The 19,806-nt window shown below is 42.6% G+C and carries 16 protein-coding genes; 4 read left to right on the forward strand and 12 right to left on the reverse strand.

Going from position 1 to position 19,806, the window contains the following annotated elements:
• Positions 1-85 precede the first annotated feature (85 nt).
• Positions 86-628 carry a YfaZ family outer membrane protein gene (locus tag LDO73_RS11130; RefSeq protein ID WP_154628148.1) on the reverse strand — a complete coding sequence of 181 codons (543 nt, stop codon included), beginning with the start codon at positions 626-628 and terminating at the stop codon, positions 86-88.
• 334 nt (positions 629-962) lie between these two features.
• On the opposite strand from LDO73_RS11130, the gene LDO73_RS11135 reads away from it, so the two are divergent.
• Entirely contained in the window at positions 963-2,402 is a 1,440-nt protein-coding gene (locus tag LDO73_RS11135; protein WP_224057935.1) for a catalase, read from the forward strand.
• Positions 2,403-2,550: 148 nt separating this feature from the next.
• The gene (locus LDO73_RS11140; RefSeq protein WP_224057936.1) at positions 2,551-3,729 is read left to right on the forward strand and encodes a hypothetical protein; all 1,179 of its coding nucleotides are present in this window, start codon (positions 2,551-2,553) and stop codon (positions 3,727-3,729) included.
• A gap of 63 nt (positions 3,730-3,792) precedes the next feature.
• Here the strand turns inward: LDO73_RS11140 and menE are convergent, their stop codons facing one another.
• From menE to LDO73_RS11170, 6 genes are all read right to left on the reverse strand, one after another.
• Entirely contained in the window at positions 3,793-5,220 is a 1,428-nt protein-coding gene (gene menE / locus LDO73_RS11145) for an o-succinylbenzoate--CoA ligase (protein ID WP_224057937.1), read from the reverse strand.
• Complete coding sequence (gene menC, locus LDO73_RS11150; RefSeq protein ID WP_224057938.1) at positions 5,208-6,179, reverse strand: o-succinylbenzoate synthase; 972 nt, start codon at positions 6,177-6,179, stop codon at positions 5,208-5,210. Before menC ends, menE begins: the two co-directional genes overlap by 13 nt.
• Complete coding sequence (menB, locus tag LDO73_RS11155; protein ID WP_224057939.1) at positions 6,179-7,036, reverse strand: 1,4-dihydroxy-2-naphthoyl-CoA synthase; 858 nt, start codon at positions 7,034-7,036, stop codon at positions 6,179-6,181. The genes menC and menB overlap by 1 nt, the downstream gene beginning before the upstream one ends.
• Positions 7,037-7,048: 12 nt before the next feature.
• Entirely contained in the window at positions 7,049-7,831 is a 783-nt protein-coding gene (gene menH, locus LDO73_RS11160; protein WP_224057940.1) for a 2-succinyl-6-hydroxy-2,4-cyclohexadiene-1-carboxylate synthase, read from the reverse strand.
• Complete coding sequence (gene menD / locus LDO73_RS11165; protein ID WP_224057941.1) at positions 7,825-9,522, reverse strand: 2-succinyl-5-enolpyruvyl-6-hydroxy-3-cyclohexene-1-carboxylic-acid synthase; 1,698 nt, start codon at positions 9,520-9,522, stop codon at positions 7,825-7,827. The genes menH and menD overlap by 7 nt, the downstream gene beginning before the upstream one ends.
• A 139-nt stretch (positions 9,523-9,661) precedes the next feature.
• Positions 9,662-10,987 carry an isochorismate synthase gene (locus LDO73_RS11170; protein WP_224057942.1) on the reverse strand — a complete coding sequence of 442 codons (1,326 nt, stop codon included), beginning with the start codon at positions 10,985-10,987 and terminating at the stop codon, positions 9,662-9,664.
• 718 nt (positions 10,988-11,705) lie between these two features.
• Here LDO73_RS11170 and LDO73_RS11175 point away from each other — a divergent pair.
• Together LDO73_RS11175 and LDO73_RS11180 are read left to right on the forward strand one after the other, a co-directional pair.
• Positions 11,706-12,917 (forward strand): alpha-xenorhabdolysin family binary toxin subunit A, encoded by a 1,212-nt coding sequence (locus tag LDO73_RS11175; RefSeq protein WP_224057943.1) that lies wholly within the window; start codon positions 11,706-11,708, stop codon positions 12,915-12,917.
• A gap of 11 nt (positions 12,918-12,928) precedes the next feature.
• Entirely contained in the window at positions 12,929-13,939 is a 1,011-nt protein-coding gene (locus tag LDO73_RS11180) for an alpha-xenorhabdolysin family binary toxin subunit B (protein ID WP_224057944.1), read from the forward strand.
• 116 nt (positions 13,940-14,055) lie between these two features.
• On the opposite strand, the gene nuoN is transcribed toward LDO73_RS11180, so the two are convergent.
• From nuoN to nuoJ, 5 genes are read right to left on the reverse strand one after another with little or no spacing between them, the layout of a single operon-like run.
• A complete protein-coding gene (gene nuoN / locus LDO73_RS11185; RefSeq protein WP_224057945.1) occupies positions 14,056-15,567 on the reverse strand; it encodes an NADH-quinone oxidoreductase subunit NuoN in 1,512 nt (503 codons plus the stop codon).
• Between the two features lie 9 nt (positions 15,568-15,576).
• Complete coding sequence (gene nuoM / locus LDO73_RS11190) at positions 15,577-17,100, reverse strand: NADH-quinone oxidoreductase subunit M (protein WP_224057946.1); 1,524 nt, start codon at positions 17,098-17,100, stop codon at positions 15,577-15,579.
• 19 nt (positions 17,101-17,119) lie between these two features.
• Positions 17,120-18,961 (reverse strand): NADH-quinone oxidoreductase subunit L, encoded by a 1,842-nt coding sequence (nuoL, locus tag LDO73_RS11195; protein ID WP_224057947.1) that lies wholly within the window; start codon positions 18,959-18,961, stop codon positions 17,120-17,122.
• Positions 18,958-19,260 carry an NADH-quinone oxidoreductase subunit NuoK gene (gene nuoK / locus LDO73_RS11200; protein WP_006660292.1) on the reverse strand — a complete coding sequence of 101 codons (303 nt, stop codon included), beginning with the start codon at positions 19,258-19,260 and terminating at the stop codon, positions 18,958-18,960. The genes nuoL and nuoK overlap by 4 nt, the downstream gene beginning before the upstream one ends.
• On the reverse strand, positions 19,257-19,802 hold the full coding sequence (gene nuoJ / locus LDO73_RS11205) for an NADH-quinone oxidoreductase subunit J (RefSeq protein ID WP_224057948.1): 546 nt from the start codon (positions 19,800-19,802) through the stop codon (positions 19,257-19,259). The genes nuoK and nuoJ overlap by 4 nt, the downstream gene beginning before the upstream one ends.
• Positions 19,803-19,806: the final 4 nt, after the last annotated feature.

The raw sequence follows: 19,806 nt of genomic DNA on the forward strand, positions 1-19,806 counted from the left end.
GATATCTTGGGGAGCATACATGAGTATGTGACCCGAGTAGCCGAGTGCAGCCAACAACGCCACAAATCAAAATATGACGAGAATATTAGAATGAAAGGCCAGCGCCCACATACCACCCGTCTGCCAACTTCTCATTACGATCATCATGCGCACCTTTCATCTCAATCAGACGATAACCCGCATCAACCGACAGCGGTTTAAACACGGTGTAACGAGCACCTGCTTTCGCTTCCATGTAAGATTTGCTGCCTGACGTCAGTGATTCTGGTGCGCCATACGCTTCACCGTAGAAGCTTAATGATGGCAGTGCTTGCCAGCTTAAGCCGCCGCCCAATGCTGCCGCTGCACCATCGGAGCCATCTTCTGGAGATAAATACAGCGCTTTACCGCCAACATAGGCATTAAATGGTCCTAATGGCAGGCCAAACGTTGCACCTAGGCTACCTAATTGACCATTGTGGTCACTGCGCGCCCATGAGCCATTAAATGCTAAACCAGAACCTTGAGTTCCTAAACCAGCACTTAATTCTGTAAAATGTTCACCCGCACTGAAATCAGCAGAAATTGCTTGAGCAGCACCCATATAAAATGCAGAGGTCGCTGCAACAGCTAAAAGAACTTTGCGCATTATCATTTCCTTTATTATTAAAAATTAAAGTATCGTGACGATGTTACGTGATTTAGTGCACGTACTCAGTCTTTTTTGCTTAAATTTACGTTAGAACACCGTTTAACGCACAATAAGTGAAATTCATCAGTGGTTTACTTCAATCTAATACTTCATTTCCTGACTAAACTTCTTACTATGATTACAGTGATTGGTCAGAGCGATTAGATAATTAATTCTTTGCTCATTATACTGTTCATCAAGTTTATTATAGAGATGAAGTGATATTCTACAAATATTCATCCAGTTAGTTACTTTTGTGTAGTCTATAAATCTAATAGTTGGGAGTATTGTGATGAAAAAAAGAGGTCTAACTACCGCTTCAGGCGCGCCTGTTGTGGATAACAATAACGTGATGACTGCGGGTAAACGTGGCCCGATGCTGTTGCAAGATGTTTGGTTTCTGGAAAAGCTCGCCCACTTCGATCGTGAAGTGATCCCAGAGCGCCGTATGCACGCTAAAGGTTCAGGGGCATTCGGTACTTTCACTGTCACCCATGACATTACCCGCTATACCCGCGCTAAATTATTCAGTGAAGTCGGCAAAAAAACGGATCTATTCATACGCTTCTCCACCGTAGCGGGTGAACGTGGTGCCGCCGATGCAGAACGCGATATTCGTGGCTTTGCGATGAAATTTTATACCGAAGAAGGCAACTGGGATATGGTGGGTAACAATACCCCTGTATTCTATCTGCGTGACCCACTGAAATTTCCTGATTTAAACCACGTTGTCAAACGCTGCCCTTACACCAATATGCGTAGCGCCGCCTATAAATGGGATTTCTTCTCCCACTTGCCTGAAGCGCTTCATCAATTAACCATTGATGTCAGCGACCGTGGCTTACCAAAAAGCTATCGCTTTATGCATGGTTTTGGTAGCCATACCTATAGCTTTATCAATGCGAATAACGAACGTTTCTGGGTGAAATTCCACTTCCGTAGCCAGCAAGGCATCGAAAACCTTATGGACGACGAAGCAGAAGCGCTGATTGGTAAAGATCGTGAAAGCTCTCAACGTGACCTGTTTGATGCTATCCAACGTAAAGAATATCCTCGCTGGAACTTACAGATTCAGATCATGCCAGAAAAAGAGGCGTCAACCGTCCCTTATAACCCATTTGATCTAACCAAAGTGTGGCCACACAAAGATTATCCATTGATGGATGTGGGCTATTTTGAACTGAACCGCAACCCAGATAACTATTTCTCGGATGTGGAACAAGCTGCATTTAGCCCAGCGAATATCGTCCCAGGGATTGGATTCTCTCCAGACAAAATGCTGCAAGGCCGTTTGTTCTCTTATGGGGATACTCAACGTTACCGTTTAGGTATTAACCACTATCAAATTCCGGTGAATGCCCCACGCTGCCCATTCCACAATTATCATCGTGATGGTGCAATGCGTATTGATGGTAATAGCAGCAATACCGTGACCTATGAGCCAAATAGTGCGGGAATGTTCCAAGAACAACCTGACTACAGTGAACCACCATTATCCATTGAAGGTGCGGCTGATCACTGGAATCACCGTGAAGATGAAGACTACTTCAGCCAGCCTCGTGCATTGTATGAATTACTGGACGATGCCGAACATCAACGCATGTTCCAACGTTTAGCAGGCGAGCTGATTGAAGCATCAGAAGAGACACAAAAACGTCAAATCGAGTTGTTTAAGAAAGTACACCCAGAATACGGTGCTGGTGTTGAAAAAGCGTTGAATGCGCTGAAATAATGCGGTATTGATATTGGTGGAAGGAATAAACCTTCCACCCTTTATTCCCTTTCAAATGCAATTTTCATATCGAAATATAAAAGCATCTTTTTTGAGCACCATTAAAATTCATTTTTATATACAAATCCATCAGCTATTTGGAATAAAAATGATTACCAACACAGAAAATAAAGCAATAACTCCAGTGCTTTCTTTAAAAGATAGCATTGAAGATACATCGCTTAGCTCATCATTAGTATCGGTTAAGAATAAAACAGAAGATTTCAAATATCTCGAATATCGCCAATACATTAAAGAAAATTTCTTTAGTGATAGCAATGAAAACCCCTCACAAAAAAATGGAATTGTTAAGTACGGATTTGCTGGGCCTCGAATGACAACCACTAAACTTCTCCAGCAATCAAAGTTTGAAAAACCCATATTTAACATTGACTATATCAATATAAGATTAAATTTAAAAAATTCATTCGCCTTTACTAATAGCAATAGTTTAAATCAGAAAAAAAATGATATTAATTCAATGCTACAACCATTTAGCCCTATAACTCTTAGCGAAAAAAGTTTGGAACCTATCACTGTTTGCTTAGAAAATCCAGATAACACTAAATTAGTTTATGACAAAGAAGTTCAGGATTATTTTCTATCTAATTTCAAATTACCTAGCAATAAAATGAACCTCGATTGGCGAGACTTTATTAATCAGCATCGTAATAAAGTTGATATTTTTAATTATATTAATGAAAAAGTGCTCCCGTCATCAAAAAAAGATGAAAAACTCACCAGCCTAATATTAAAAAATCTTCTTCCATTGTGTGGTGAAGAGAAGTTCAGCCATAATGATCTAACAAAAATTTTCGATTTCATGAAAGAAAAAGATATTTATGACTGCAAAAACATTGATGATTTTCGTTTAAAACTATTAAGCTTATCGAATGAAGAATTATTTAATCATTCAACTGAAATAAATCGTTTGATATTTATAACCATGATTCATTTCTTCAGAAATACGAGTAAAATCGGCTTGGATTTTTTAGTAAAAGAGAATTATCACATCCTTTTTACATGGGATAATTATTACAATGACTTTATCAGTGATGAAGATATCCATCAAAAAACATACAAAAAACACTTTCAAGATGCTGATGATTCATTCAACAAATATGAGCCTATTACTTATTCTGAAATAAGACATTTATATAAGAATAAAGATAAATTTATTAATCACCTACATCGCGTTGCTGTTATAGAAAAAGAGCAAGACATTTATTTTGCTGCCGGTTTTAAAGGTCTTTGGTTTGGGTTCAAAAATCATGATTTCATAGTATAGCGAGGCAGGGAAGGCAACCTTCCCTTTCCTCTCATTATATCGTTATTCAAATACATAATAATTTCATTTTTTACTATCTATTTGAACTTGCACCCACTGCTTCACCTGCTGGCGAGAAACTTTAATCCCCCCAGCTTTCAATTTCGGATCTAAACGATAAAACGCCATTGGGAATTGATATGGGGCTAATTTATCTTTTAGCCAATCCGCCAACATGTTCAAGTCGATTGATTCATTAGCTTCGATCACTGCCACCGGACGCTGCCCAAATTGCACATCATCAACAGGAACAATAAAGCTTTGGTGCACATCAGGGTGAGCATTGATCACCGCTTCAATATCTTCCGGCTGCACACACTCTCCACCACTGATAAACAGATTATCCAGACGGCCTAAAATCTGATATTCACCATCAATAAATGCGCCTTTATCATTGGTTTTAAACCATCCATTCACTAAATTTAAAGGATGTAATTGACCATCAAACCAATACCCTAAGGATTGGCTATCCGACTGAATTTGAATTTCATTATCCACCAGCCGAACTTGTTTACCCGTCAACGGAAGCCCCACGCCTTTCTTACCATCTGTACGTTTAGCACACACGGTTGACGCCATTTCTGTCATCCCATAACCGCTCCAGCATACAATTCCGCGCTGCTCGGCTAGATCCGTTAAACGGGTTGGGATCATGGCTCCACCCAACAAGACTTCTTTTAACGAAATATTTAATGGCATCTCGTCATTCAGTAACCGCCATAGCTGAGTCGGCACTAATGATACATGGGTGACACCTTGTAATGCTTCTTGCAATGGTGTTGAACGAATGGCGAGTTTTGCACCGCTCAGTAACCAACGCCATACAATCCCTTGCCCTGAAACGTGAAATAATGGCAATGAAAGTAGCCAGCAATCATCTTGCTGATAATTCATGGCATCTAGCACGCCAGCCGCACTGTTCAAATGAGCAGAAACACTGTGTACTGCGGCTTTAGGTAACCCCGTAGAACCTGAGGTTAAAATTAACGTTGCAGGTTGCTCAGCGGCTTTTTGAAAGCTTACTGAGGGGAAGCTATCATTCTCAATAAAATGATAATAAAGCTGGTGGTCCAAATGGCGATAATCCGCTAACGCGTTCTGCTCATCAGTAAAATCAATCACTGCGCTAATATCAAGATGCGGTAGTAATTCATTCAGTAAGCGTTCTGGAAGACGAGGATTGAGAGGCAAAACTTTCGCCCCACAAGCTAGCAATGCTAATTGACTAAATAGCAGCTCGACGGAATTTTTACCGCGCAAAGCGACACATTGCCCTTCTTTCACCCCTTGCATCGTGAAGTAAGTGACTAAATCAGCAATTTGCTGATTTAACGCCGCCCACGTTACCGCGTCAGTATCCGTAAAAAGTGCAATGTTGTTCGGTTGAAGACTGGCCCAATGCTGCCAAGGCCAGTCGGTAAAGCGGCTAGACGATGATGCTAACTCTGCCATACAACTGTCAGCTCATCTAACTGTTGAACAGGAATTTGGCATTGTGGCCAAGGTCTCACTAACTGAGATTGGATCAGTGAAACCGTATCTAAACCTGGAATAGTGTTCGGTGTTAACCAATGTGCGACCCGCGCCAATTGGGTTAAACCAAAGCTACTTTCGATGGATGAGCTGATCACTACCTGCATCCCTAACTGATGAGCTTGTTCCACCAAACTACGGCAATAGCTCAAACTGCCCGTTAAGGTCGGTTTAATGATAATCGCCGTCACACCCGGTTGCGCTTCAACTTTGAAGCCTTCTTCACGCACACTTTCATCCCATGCGATAGCGATGCCAGTCTCCGCAGAAAATTGCAAAGATTCCTCACGGGTTTTGCATGGCTCTTCAAGGAACGCAATTCGTGCACGGTAATCTGGGTTCACATATTTAGCAAAACCATCGGCTTTTGCTCGAGTCCAGCTACGATTAGCATCTAAACGCAGTTTTAGCTCAGGTACCGCTTCCAATAATAAGTTTGCCACCATGCCATCACGCACAGCTTCATAAAGCCCCACTTTCACTTTGGCGACTTTTTCCCCGTCCATGGCATCAAGGCTTAGGATCAAGTCATCGGGGTCACCGCTACATAATGGTGCTTTACGATAATCCGCTTGTTGTGGAAGCTCACCGGTCAGCTCTGCTAATGCACAGCTACAGCCAAAGGCAACTGAAGGTAAATGGCTTGGCGTCATTGTGCCTTCATTCACCCATTCATTTAGCCATGTGATGGTGTCCGCGGTTGCTTCTTCCAAGGTTTCACGGCTAAATTCCGGCAGAGGTGAAATTTCCCCCCAGCCTTCGCTATCCCCATCTTGTAAACAGACTAAAAGCCCATCACGGGTTTTCAATCGTTGATAGCGAAGGATAACGCCTGCCTCCATCGGCAGGCTGAACGAGTAAAGTTTGGCTTTTCTCATTATGGATTACGCTTATATTTAGAGAAATCTGGCGCACGTTTTTCGTTGAATGCGTTACGCCCTTCTTGACCTTCATCTGTCATATAGAACAGCATCGTTGCGTTACCCGCTAACTCTTGCAGACCCGCTTGACCATCACAGTCCGCGTTCAGTGCTGCTTTTAAGCAACGTAATGCCATTGGGCTGTTTTCCAACATTTCACGGCACCAACGCACAGTTTCTTTTTCTAAGTCAGCATAAGGTACAACGGTGTTTACCAGACCCATTTCTAACGCTTCTTGCGCATTGTATTGGCGGCACAGGAACCAAATTTCGCGGGCTTTCTTTTGACCGACGATGCGTGCCATATAAGATGCGCCCCAGCCACCATCAAACGAGCCGACTTTAGGACCTGTTTGACCGAAAATCGCGTTATCGGCTGCGATGGTTAAGTCACACATCATATGTAAAACATGACCGCCACCGATGGAGAAACCGGCAACCATTGCAACGACTGGTTTTGGACAGGTACGAATTTGGCGTTGGAAATCCAATACGTTCAGATGGTGCGTACCGCTTTCATCGCGATACCCGCCGTAGTCACCGCGGATTTTCTGGTCACCACCTGCACAGAAGGCTTTTTCACCTTCACCCGTTAGGATGATAGTCCCGATATGGTCGTCATAACGTGCGTCTGACAATGCTTGGATCATCTCTTTCACGGTTTGAGGACGGAATGCATTGCGCACTTCAGGGCGGTTAATGGTAATTTTAGCAATCCCTTCTGGGGATTTGTGATATCGAATATCGTCAAAACCTGCTGAGCAATCTTGCCACTCAATCGGTGCGTACAGTTTTTCTTCGCTTGGATAAATCATTATCAAGTTCCTTTAACCACAGTGTGATAAAAAATAGTGAAGTGCAGCAGCATAATGTTGGGGATTTTCCCGATGCGCATTATGCCCTGCATTCTTAATTAGCGTAAACGGCAATGCATATTGTTGCGAAACGCCTCGAAATTTTTGGTCTTTCTCACCGCAAAAATAGCAGTAAGGGGCCGATAATTGCTTTAATGACTCAACTAAAAACGGTTGTTTGGATAACGACGTATTTTCCAGCATATCGGCAACGGCCAATGGGTTATTTTGACCACGTAATGCCACCAATTTTTCACGCTGAGTAAGCGTAAGGTCAGCAAAGACTGGTTGTTGGTACCAATCACTCAAAACCTGTTCGATAGGTTGATATCGAAAACGTTCAGCCCAGCGATGGTCATTATCGGCACGCGCAATACGTTCCTTCTCATCCTGTAAACCGACGTTACCGCCTTCTATCACCAATCCTTTTAACCCTTGATGGGAGCCAAAGCAGGCAAAGTGCATCGCCAAGCGCGCGCCGAGCGAATAGCCAATCAACACATATTGCAAAACAGAATAATGCGCTAACAACTCCGTCAGTTGCCTGTCAAAATCCGCAAAACCTTGGCAACTGATATTGTGTGAGTCACCATGCCCCGGTAAATCGACCACTAAACGCGGATAATTGGGGCAAGCCTCAACAATCGATGACCAATCATCGTGACGACCTAATAAACCATGAAGGAAAACTAACCACGGTGTTTTTTCGCCGTTGGCAGGTTGTTCCTGACTCGAATAATAGTGCGCAGCTAGCACGGTAAACTTTCCACGTCTTGCAGCAATTGTTTCAGTGTTCGAGCACCTTCATCCCCATCAACCACTAACTCAATCAGCAGTGTCCCGTGTTGATTGTTTTGATTATGTGGATTAAGCCAAAATTCTTGCACCGTCTCTTTTAAGCTCGACCAGTCTGTCGGGGAACAATACTGCAAACCAAACATCATCGCCGCACCCGCAAAGCTCACATTTTGAGGCATACAATAATAGTTTTGGCGAGCTTCTGGGGAGGTAGGTAGCATCGAGAAAATTTGTCCCCCATTATTGTTCACAATAATCAATACACTAGGAGCAGAAGGTTCACGCAATAATGCCAAACTGTTTAAGTCATACAGGGCAGAGATATCCCCGACGATACCCAGTGTCGGCTTCGCCGTTGCTCTCTGTACTCCAGCCATCGTCGAGATCAACCCATCAATACCGCTGGCACCACGGTTACTGAATACGGGGTAACCCGCTGGCAATTGTGCGAGTGCATCAATTAAACGCACAATTAAGCTATTCCCCACGAAAAGTTGTCCACGAGGCGGGAGAAGCTCTGGTAATTGATGTGCCACTGCCGCTTCAGAGAACCTACCTTGCAGCTGGGCTTGAACATGTTGCAACGTGCTGTTTGTCAAATCTGTTAAGCCTTCACACCATGCACCGCGCGGTTGAGCAGGATGTTGCTCTATCCACCCTTTTATGCTGCAAGTTAGCTTACGACCTTGATGGTTGGCAGGATCTAAGCGCCCTGGGATAGTATCAATTATCCAATACTCTTGAGGATGGCATTGACTTTGCCACTGTAATGCGCGTTTTCCCGTTAAGCTTGATCCAAACTGAACCACTAATTCTGCTTCATCTAACCAGACTTTAGCATTCGGGTGCTGTAACCATAAATCAGCGCATGGATAAGGTTGCCCTGTCTGAGAAAGTACATCACCGATAACTGGCCAGCCAAGTTCTGCCGCCCATTTTGCAACAAGCTCGCCATCGCTACTGCTCATACGACCAGCGATCACTACCCCTTTTTTCTGTCGCCAGAAATACCAATCAGCCACTAATGCGACAGTATGAGTCGGAGGTTCGCTTAACCACGGGTGAGACGATTGCCACCAATCACCTAAACTGGCTTGCCAATCGGCTTCCCCTTCGGTTTCACCATATAGCGGTTCAGCAAAAGGACAGTTCACATGAAATGCCCCATGGCGCAGCTGATTCATCCCGTTATCTAGCGCAGAAACCAACCATTTCGCTGAAATATCGCGTGTCGGTCTTGGCAGCATTAAACTTTCGAACGGATGGCTAGCAAAAATATGGGTTTGGCGGATAGCCTGATTGGCACCACAGTCAATTAATTCTGGCGGCCTGTCTGCTGTGAGGAAAATGACTTTTTCCCCGGTTAATCCGGCTTCTATCAATGAGGGATAAAGATTAGCTACCGCCGTACCCGAGGTGACAATCACGCCAACAGGTTCGCCACTCGCTTTTGCAAGCCCAAGAGCAAGATGACCTAATCCGCGCTCATCAAAGTGCGTATGGCAATGAAGTTTTGTGTTATTCACGGCGGCTAACGTTAACGGCGTGGAGCGGGAGCCGGGAGCAATACAGATATTTTTCATTCCGTGACGGGCTAGCGTCTCAATAATTACCTCAGCCCAACGGAGATTAAATGCTGAATTCGACATAATGTGCTCGGTAAATTATTCATGATGCTGAGTGTAATAGGATTGAGAAAAATTTCTTGATCTCAAAACAATTTTTCATGAACTAATTGAAAATAAAAAGAAATAACCATTTTAGCTATAGGGTTTTTAGGCTGTTTTTTCATTGTGCTTTCAGTAAAGATTTTAACCCAGCCGCTTTGTTTTCAATTTCTTCCCACTCTTGCTCTGGGTCTGAACCACTCACAATCCCTGCCCCTGAATAGAGAGAGATTTGAGCGCCATCAATTTGAGCGCAACGCAGCGAAACCGCAAATTCACTGCGATTTAAACTGATAAAACCACCTGTTCCTGCATACCAACCACGGGAAAATGGCTCGTGCTTGGCAAGAAATTCACGGGCAACACGACGGGGTAAACCACATACTGCAGCCGTCGGTTGTAAACGCTGCAAACAATCACTGTCTGAAGGCGCTAATAGCGTCGCGGCAATGGAGCGATATAAGTGTTGAATTTTTCTCAGGCGGATCACCTTCGCGGATGAAACATCAATACCTGTTACTGCACCTTGTAATTGCTGACAAATATCATCAACTACCACTAAATTTTCATGCTGGTTTTTATTGTCTTCCATTAACCATTTAGCATTTTCAGCCGCAATCCCATCATCAATATGGTTCGCTACCGTGCCAGCTAATGCCTCAGAGTTAAGTTGAGTGCCTTGGCGCAAGTAAAGACGCTCTGGCGTCGATGACATAAAACCGGCATGGGCACTAAACGCCATCATAAAATGGTAGCAATGGTGATTCACTTTTTGGCTTGCGGATAGAAACTCCGCCACAGTTATGGGCTGGGATAGTGACAACTTGGTTTCCCGTGCCATCACCACCTTTTCCATTTTGCCTGCACGCATGTCTTGAATTGCCCCAGTGAGTAACGCACACCACTCATCATGATCAGGAATATGCTGTTGCCCAATGATTTGAGTGGATAATGGGGATACGCCATGCGATGCCGAATTTAGCTGCTGTATAAATGCAATGGCGGCTTGGATATCCTGTGCACCATCAATGTTTAGAGCAACAGTCACCGTTGAACGCAAGCGGAAGATTTCTAATCGAGGCAGAAAATAGTGTGCGGATTCTCGCTTAAGGGTTTCGCTAATACCTTCACCCACACCATTCCAACCATTGAGCCCCCATAATCGCATATCGGGAATTTCAGTATGCTGGGCGATAAATTGCTCAGCATCCGTGATCGCATTAAATGATTTTACTGTGCCTAAAGCACTGCATTCCTCTGACCCCGTACGATGATACCAATAGAACTGAGGGTAGCTATCTTGGGACGATAACCACGCTAACCCCGGAAACGCCTCTTTTGCGTCCATCTTCCACGCTAAGCGGGTATATTCGTTAGGATTGAGTACTAATGTAGACAAATGGGTCAGAATTTCAGCTAATAATTTATCAATTTTTGTTTTTGTCACTTTAGATTCCCACTGCACCATCACAACGACATCGATTTACTTATAATTATTATATATCGCAATGTAATTTATTAATACATTCATTATTAATAGCACAAGATGTTTAAAAAACCGTCAGAGAGGAATCAAAAATGATAAGCTGACGACGTGTACACGTTTTCAAAATCATGTCATATCAAACTGTTAAATAAGGCCTTACACGCTTCTTTTTTGTATAAACCGACTATTATGGTATAAATTAAATATAAAATATTAATAATTCAGCTTATAAACTACTTTTATTCTTTAATTAATTCTAAATATTGAGCCATAATTAAGATTAATTCTTTGTCATTTAAAAACTATAATTTTCATTTTATAAGCTTAATAATGACTCTATATCTAATTTTGAAAACGGCCATCAATGTAATAAATAAATATTTAAAAATACAACCAATGAGTTATTTTTTAGCGCTGATTTTCATTTTTTAATATCAACATAAGCCCTGCGTTTCTAGTAGGTTATGATTTATAAATTTGAACGTGATAAGCCTCTTGTTTATTACTATTAAAAACTTATAACGATAAGAATTTCACAGTCACTAAAACTTCATCATCATTAGAGTCTTATACCTATTAAAAACGAAACGTAAATAGATAAATTAACCATCTAAGCAATAAGATAATTAGTTCTCTAATTTTATCATTCAATCTTTATCTAATTAATTGGAAATCCAGAATGAATACTCAGTTTAACTATGACAGAATTATTAAAAAGGAAAACATTGGCGATGCAACATTGGCATTATTAACCAATCAAGATTCCTTATCCGCAAGATCTACAGGTATATTTACCCTTGAAGATTTAATTGATATTCACCGACACGTCCAGTTTGCTTTAACCCTTCCCATTAAAGAAATTGATATTTTAAAATGGTTTGGTATTAATGATGACAATGATTCATTACTGCCTACTAGTGAGTTAACTGAGGCGATTATGAATATACGTAAACACGCCAACACCTGGGATAATGTTGAACTCAAAGTAAAAGAGCAATCCATCGACTTGTCTTTAACCAGTCGTAACATCATACAAACTGGCGATCAAATTCTTGAATATATTAATCACATGCCGATTATTCAAAAAATCTCAGACAGCTTAGAAGATTTATCTGAAAGTGATTTAAATCAGATTACCTATCAAAACGATGACCAACAAATTGCCACTGAACTTTTAAGTATTTTGTATTTAATAAAAGGAGATATAAAACAGCAATCGATTAAAACCATTCAAATTAAAAATACAGTCTCAGATTTTCGTGCTCATATTACTGGTGGATATCTTTCAGACTATACCCATGTAGATTCATTACTCTTCACAACAAAAGGACTATATCAACAATTAGAGACTAACGAGGATCCTAGCAATAATGGGTCATTCTATAAAGAACTTATCGCCTTTAAGAAAAACGAACTATACCAATTAGAGCAGGAATATAGCCATTTTGTTAAGCTTTGCTTTACAGGGCTTGCGGGGGGTATTATTGGCTTAGTGATTACAGGCAGTATTTTTGGTGTAAAAGCAGAAAATATCCGTAATAGGAAAAATCAATTAATTAAAGAAATCGAAGAGATAAATCATAAATTTCATCAAGAAGAGCTACTACAAAAAACTATCTTTGATATTCAAATTAATTTGCAAAAAATTGAAAGCTTATTTAGAGATGCACGTCTCGCTATTGACCACTTAGATTATATGTGGCTTGTGATCCTCACCGAGGTTAAACAATCTATTGATATATTTGCAAGGATAAATAATGCAGAAAAACTGATCCGGTTTATCACGCAATTCAAACGTATCATCACATCTTGGAATTCTATTCAAGATTATTCAGTTCATTTGATTAAGCTATTTGATGAGCTACAAATCAATGAAAAAAAATCACAATAAAAGGCGTTAATATGTATGATAACCTCGATTTACCTATGTTACCCTCTATTGACATCTACCAACTAAGGTGTATTTCAAATAGCATTAGCTCTTTTAATAAAAATATTCTTAATTATGATTATATAATCTATGGCCGAATTCAAAAGATCGCAATTAAGATTGAAAGGCTCAATGAACTGATTAGAAATTCCGTTCCCATTCTAAAAATTAAATTAAATTATGTCATTGGAAATGATGACCATGCATTACTTTCATCTGAAAACAATGATGATGACCTCTCAGATATCCGCCGAAAAATTGCGATTACAAGCTTTGTAGAAGATTTAATGGATGTCAAATTCGAACTTGAAAAACTTATTTCAAAAACACGCTATACATTAGAATCATTATTGGTTTTTCATTTAAATGAACCTAACAAATTAAAGCTTTCACAATATAGCAATCAAAAAGAGTTTCTCGTCAACTCTAAAAATAGTAAGCAATCAAAGATTAACGAATTAAATAATAATCTCTCTGTGATCCTAGCTGCGGAAGATATTATATTAAAACATAAAATCACAGATTTCTTTGACCGATATTTTCAAGGAAAAGAACTTATCGATTCTATTGATATTCAACCCAATAAAAAAGACATTCTGAAAGCGGCTATTAGTTATATTCGTAACTTATTAACGATGGTGGATAATGGGCTCGAATTTAGTCAACTTGTTGGTGTAAGAATCTATATCAGTGACCAAATTATTGAGGCGCGTGAAGAAATAAATGCGATAGATAATAATATATTTCGACTCTCGCAGCTCATGAGCTATGCCAATGATATCAATCAAATAGAAACCCACAAACAGACCATTATCACTCAATCTAGTGCTTTAAAATCTTATTGGGAATCTTGGTGTGGTTTTATGAGTGAGAAAGTCTCTGAGGAGTGTTTGAATTTCGGTCAAATTAAAACCGTTAGCCAAATGCTAATGACCTATTTGAACGATATTGAGTATCAATATCAACGACAATTGCCAGATTAAAAAAAGCCCCGTTACTTAACCGTAGCGGGGCCTTTTATCGGAACTGACTTGTTTACAGAAACCTAATTATTGACTAAAACCAAATTGCTTACTGCAAACAAGTTATTTACCAAAACTCAGCTCAGTGCTGGCAATGTTGATGTTGCAATATCAATAATCGGTTGTGGCCACAGACCAAACACGATGACCGCTATCGCACACAGGGCTGCAAACACTGTTCCTAACGTCATTTTTTCTGGGCCAGTATAACGGTCAGCATGTTCTGCATCACGGCTATATAAGCTCGCCATAAAGCGTAAGTAGTAGAATAATCCAAGTGCACTACCTACCACCACAGCCCCTGTTAGCCACCACAATTGTGCATAAACGGCCGAAAGGATGGCATAGAACTTACCGATGAACCCAAGCGTAATTGGAATACCCGCTAGAGATAACATCATCACCGTCATCACGATCGCCAATACAGGCTTGTGCCAGAATAAGCCGCGGAATGCACTGAAGTCATCTTGGTCATCACCACGGTATGGGCTCGAAATCACGCTAACCACACCAAATGCCCCCAAGCTTGCTAACAAATAGCTCACCAGGTAGATAGCAATGGTGACTTGTGCCAATTGAGCATCAACACGCATTGCCACTAACGTGACCAGTAAGTAACCCATGTGGGCAATAGATGAGTAACCAAGCAGACGCTTCGCACTCTTCTGAGTCAATGCCAGTAAGTTACCAAACAAAATTGACGCAATCGCAATCACACCAACAACGGCTAATAACGTATCTGTTTGCGCGATGCCATCAACATGCGTAATCGGCGCTTCTAAGAAGATGCGAACCAACACCGCAAAGATAGCGATTTTACTGCCGGTTGCTAAGAAAGCGGCAACTGGCGCAGGCGCACCTTGATAAACGTCAGGCGTCCATAATTGGAATGGGAATAACGATAATTTAAAGCCGAAGCCCACAATCATCATGCCTAAACCGACTAAAATCAGCGGCGCGTGAATGCTGCTATTCGCTAAGCTTTGACCGACTACGCTGAAGCTTAAGCTACCTGATTCTGCGTACAGTAAGGCAATACCAAACAGCAGGAATGAAGATGCTGCTGCGGATAACACCATATACTTGATACCCGCCTCTAAAGTACGGCTACGTTCAAAGGTATAAGCAACCAGACCAAATAGTGGAATAGAGATCAATTCAATACCGATGAACATCGAAGCCATATGGTTCGACATCCCCAGCAGAACGCCACCCGTCACCGCAATGCTCAATAAGAGGTAAAACTCTTCTTTGTTATCATTAAAGCCTTCTAACCAATGATAAGCAAAAATAGCGGTACCCATACCTGCGATCAGAACCAGTCCTGAGTAGAACAGTGCAAAACCATCAACTAACAGCAATGAAGTCACAGCTCTTGGCAGTAATGCTTCCCCACCAGTATCTGTAGGAACGATATAACCGTTAACCCAAATCAGTGAAACAAATGTCAGGAGAAAACCAACAACCGTGATTGCGGCGCTGGTTAAATGATCTCGCCGCCACGCAATTGACAGCATCACAATCACTGCGGTTAATCCAGAAAGGATTAACGGCAGCATTGCTAACAATTCTAAAGGTGTTATTGTCATGGCGAATTACTACCCTTGTGTTGAAAGTGAAGCAGAATACAGGTTATGCAGTGTTTCCATCGAGCCCGCAGACGTATCTAAGATAGGCTGTGGGTAGAAACCAATGATAACCAATAAAGCCGCCAGAACCAGTAAAACACCGAACTCACGAGCTGTTAGCCCTTTCAATTCAGTTTCTGATTTCGGCGTTCCGTAGTAAGTCTGCTGCATCATCCATAGTGCATAGATAGAGGCAAACACCACACCAAACACCATAATGCAGGTGACTAATGTGAATTGGCTGAAGCTACCGAAGAAGATCATGAATTCGCCGATAAAGTTACCTGTGCCCGGCATACCTAAGGTTGCTGCGGCAAAGAACAGGGATAAACCCGGTAACCATTTGATGCGTTTCCATAATCCACCCATCATGCGCATATCACGGGTCTGAGTACGTTCGTACAGCTGACCACTGATAATAATCAGTGCCGCACCCGATAGACCGTTGGTGATCATTTGCACCACAGCACCTTGATATGCCAGTGTCGATGCCGCGTAGATAGCCACAGTCACAAAACCCATGTGGGATAAGCTACTGTACGCCGCTAAACGTTTAATATCCGTCTGTTTGAATGCTAGCCATGCACCGTAGAAGATACTGATTACGCCCAGTGTCATTGCCACTGGTGTAAATTGCAGTGAAGCTTCAGGGAACAGTGGCAGTACAAAACGTAATAACCCGTATGCCGCTGTTTTCAGCATGATACCGGAGATATCGACAGAACCCGCCGTTGGCGATTGTTCTTGGGTATCGGCCATCCACCCATGGAATGGCACTAATGGCATTTTTACTGCAAAAGCAATAAAGAAACCCAGCATCAGCAAGAAGCTAGCCGTACCTGACAACGCACTTTCAGTACCCAGCAACGCGTTATAGTCGAATGTCAGCTCATTGAACGCAGTCCAGTGAAGGATAACTAAGCCGATAATCGCCACCAGCATGATCAAACCGCTGACTTGCGTATAGATAAAGAATTTTGTCGCTGCATTAACATGCTGACGGTTACCTGACCCTTTGTGCCCCCAATTCGCAATCAGGAAATACATCGGGATCAACATCATCTCCCAGAAGAAGAAGAATAAGAACAGGTCAACCGCCGTAAAGATCCCCATCACACCTGCAATAATCCATAGCAGGTTAAAGTGATAAGCTCCTTGGCTCTCTTGCTGTTCGCTCCACGAACTGAGGATTGAAAACGCCCCCATGATGGCAGTTAACACCACCATCAACAGCGATAATCCATCAACCGCTAACGAAAAATTGATACCTAGCGCAGGGATCCATTCCGTTGAGTATGTACTTTGCCACTCTGGAATACCTTGCGGGTTAACCAGCGAATAATCCCCTTGCGCCCAAAATAGTACCGCAAGGATAAGCGTGATTCCCATTGTCCCCAGCGCAACCCAACGAGGTGCGCGGTGACTGAATCGGTCAGCCTGCCAGCTTAGCAGGGCACCGATAAAGGGAATAAGTATTAGCCAATATAATTGCATGGCGCAATGTGTCCCTTAATTAAACCAAAAGCAGCAGAGCAAGAATCAGCACTGCACCCAGCCCCAGAGAGGCAACATACCAACGGATCTGACCGTTTTCACTCACTGCTAGCCCTTTATTTGCCCAACGTGAAAGATGTGCAGGGATATTCATCAGTGAGTTAATCGGATCGCTTTCGAGTAACCATGCAATCCCTTTGAAAGGTTTTACAAAAATTACATCATACAACCAGTCGAAGCCCCATGCGTGGTACCACCACGTTGAGAAGAAACGACCAATCGCTGTTTTCGCAATCGCATCAACGATAGAGCGTCTAAACAGATAGAGGAACGTCGCAATCAACAGACCTGCGATAGCAAAACCACCCGAGATAGCTTCGATAAACAGTTTACCGTCTTCAGCTTCCATTGGTTTTGCAGGGAATACGCCCTCTAATGGCTGATGGATCATCGCACCCACGAAGGTCGCGAGGATAGCCAAAATAGCCAGTGGTACAGTGTGAGTGATGCCTTTAACTTTATGTGCTTTGATTTTAGCTTCACCGTGGAAGACGATGAAAATCATTCGGAAGGTATAAATTGCGGTCATTAATGCACCGATGATACCTGCCCATAACAGCACAGTTTGCCCATCCACTTTCGCGCCCCACAAGATGGCATCTTTACTGTAGAAACCAGAAGTAAACAGAGGCAACGCGGCCAATGCACTACCACCGATTAACATCACAATATAAACGAATGGAATTTGCTTACGCAGCCCACCCATCTTGAAGATGTTCTGCTCGTGATGACACGCGATGATCACCGAACCTGCAGACAGGAACAGCAACGCTTTGAAGAAGGCGTGAGTCATTAAGTGGAAAATTGCCGCATCCCATGCTTGTACGCCCAGAGCCAAGAACATGTAACCAATCTGGCTCATCGTAGAGTAAGCAAGAACACGTTTGATATCCGTTTGAACCAGTGCTGCAAAACCTGCAAACAGCAGCGTTACCGCCCCCACAACACCCACTAAATGCAGAATGTCTGGTGTTAACAAGAATAATCCATGAGTACGTGCAATTAAGTACACACCGGCGGTAACCATGGTTGCGGCGTGGATCAGCGCAGAAACTGGGGTTGGACCCGCCATCGCATCGGCTAACCATGTTTGTAATGGTAGCTGAGCCGATTTACCGACCGCACCGCCTAATAACATCAGCGTTGCCCAGTTCAGCATGGATAAGCCTTCTGGAGATAACTGAGTAGCACGTTGTGCCATTTCACTGAAGTTTAAGGTGCCCAATTCGTTGTACAGAATAAACATGCCGATCGCCAAGAACACGTCACCGATACGGGTCACGAAAAAGGCTTTCATTGCCGCTTTACCGTTATCTGGGTTGGTGTAATAGAAACCAATCAACAGATAACTGCACAGCCCTACCCCTTCCCAACCGAGATACATCAGCATCATGTTATCGGCCAGCACTAATACCACCATGCTCGCGATAAACAGGTTAGTGTAAGTGAAGAAACGTGAGTAACCTTCCTCGCCACGCATATACCAAGAGGCATATACATGAATAAGGAAGCCCACACCCGTTACCACACCTAACATGGTCAGTGAAAGACCATCAAGAGATAGGCTAAATGGGATAGTGAAATTACCCACAGACATCCAAGTCCATAACATTTGTGGATAAACATACCCAGCTTCATGAGTTAAAAACTCAGAGCCTGCATAAAATGCGACTAGCGCGGCCAGACCGACTGAGCCTGCACCGATAATCGCGGATACATTTTCTGACCAACGACCGCGGGAAAATGCGAGAAGCACAGACCCTAACAGCGGGAACAGAATCGTTAAATAGAGTAAGTTCATTCGCGCATCTCACTGACTTTATCAATGTTCAGGTTTTGACGATGACGATGGAGTTGCAGTAACAACGCCAATCCAATACTCGCCTCCGCTGCCGCCAGAGTGATTGCCAGAATATACATAATCTGACCATCTGGTTGCCCCCAAAAACTGCCCGCGACCACAAAGGCTAATGCCGTTGCGTTCACCATGATTTCCAGTCCGATCAGCATGAAAAGCAGGTTGCGGCGAATAACAAGACAGCTCAGTCCCATTACAAAGATAATTGCCGCTAAAATCAGACCATGTTGAAGAGGTATCATTGTTTCTCCCCCGCATTACGGCTGTTGCTGACAAGATCAGCGCTGTTTTCTGAACGGTCACGACCCACGTGGAAAGCAACAACCAGACCCGCGAGTAACAATAACGATGCTAATTCAACGGCTAAGACGTAAGGACCAAACAAGCTGATACCCACTTCTTTCGCGGTGATAATCACACCTTCCGTTTTTTCTTGGTGAGAAAGGCTGGCTATCCCATACACTAAAATACCCAGTAAAACAGCAGATAGCACTGCGGGACCAATCCACGTTTTCGGTGTTAACCAAGCGCGCTCTTGTTCTTGTACTGAGCGACCTAAGTTCAACATCATCACCACGAAAACAAACAAAACCATAATGGCACCAGCGTAAACGATAATCTCCAATGCTCCAGCAAAATACGCACCGAGCGAGAAGAACACCATTGACAGCGCCAACAGAGAAACCACCAGATACAGTAGCGCATGTACTGGGTTGGTATTAGTAATCACCCTCAAAGTTGCTAGAACAGCAACTAGACCGGCGATATAAAATGTAAATTCCATGAAT

It is taken from the genome of Providencia alcalifaciens (genome assembly GCF_915403165.1).
In the GTDB taxonomy this organism is placed as follows: Bacteria; Pseudomonadota; Gammaproteobacteria; order Enterobacterales; family Enterobacteriaceae; genus Providencia; species Providencia alcalifaciens_C.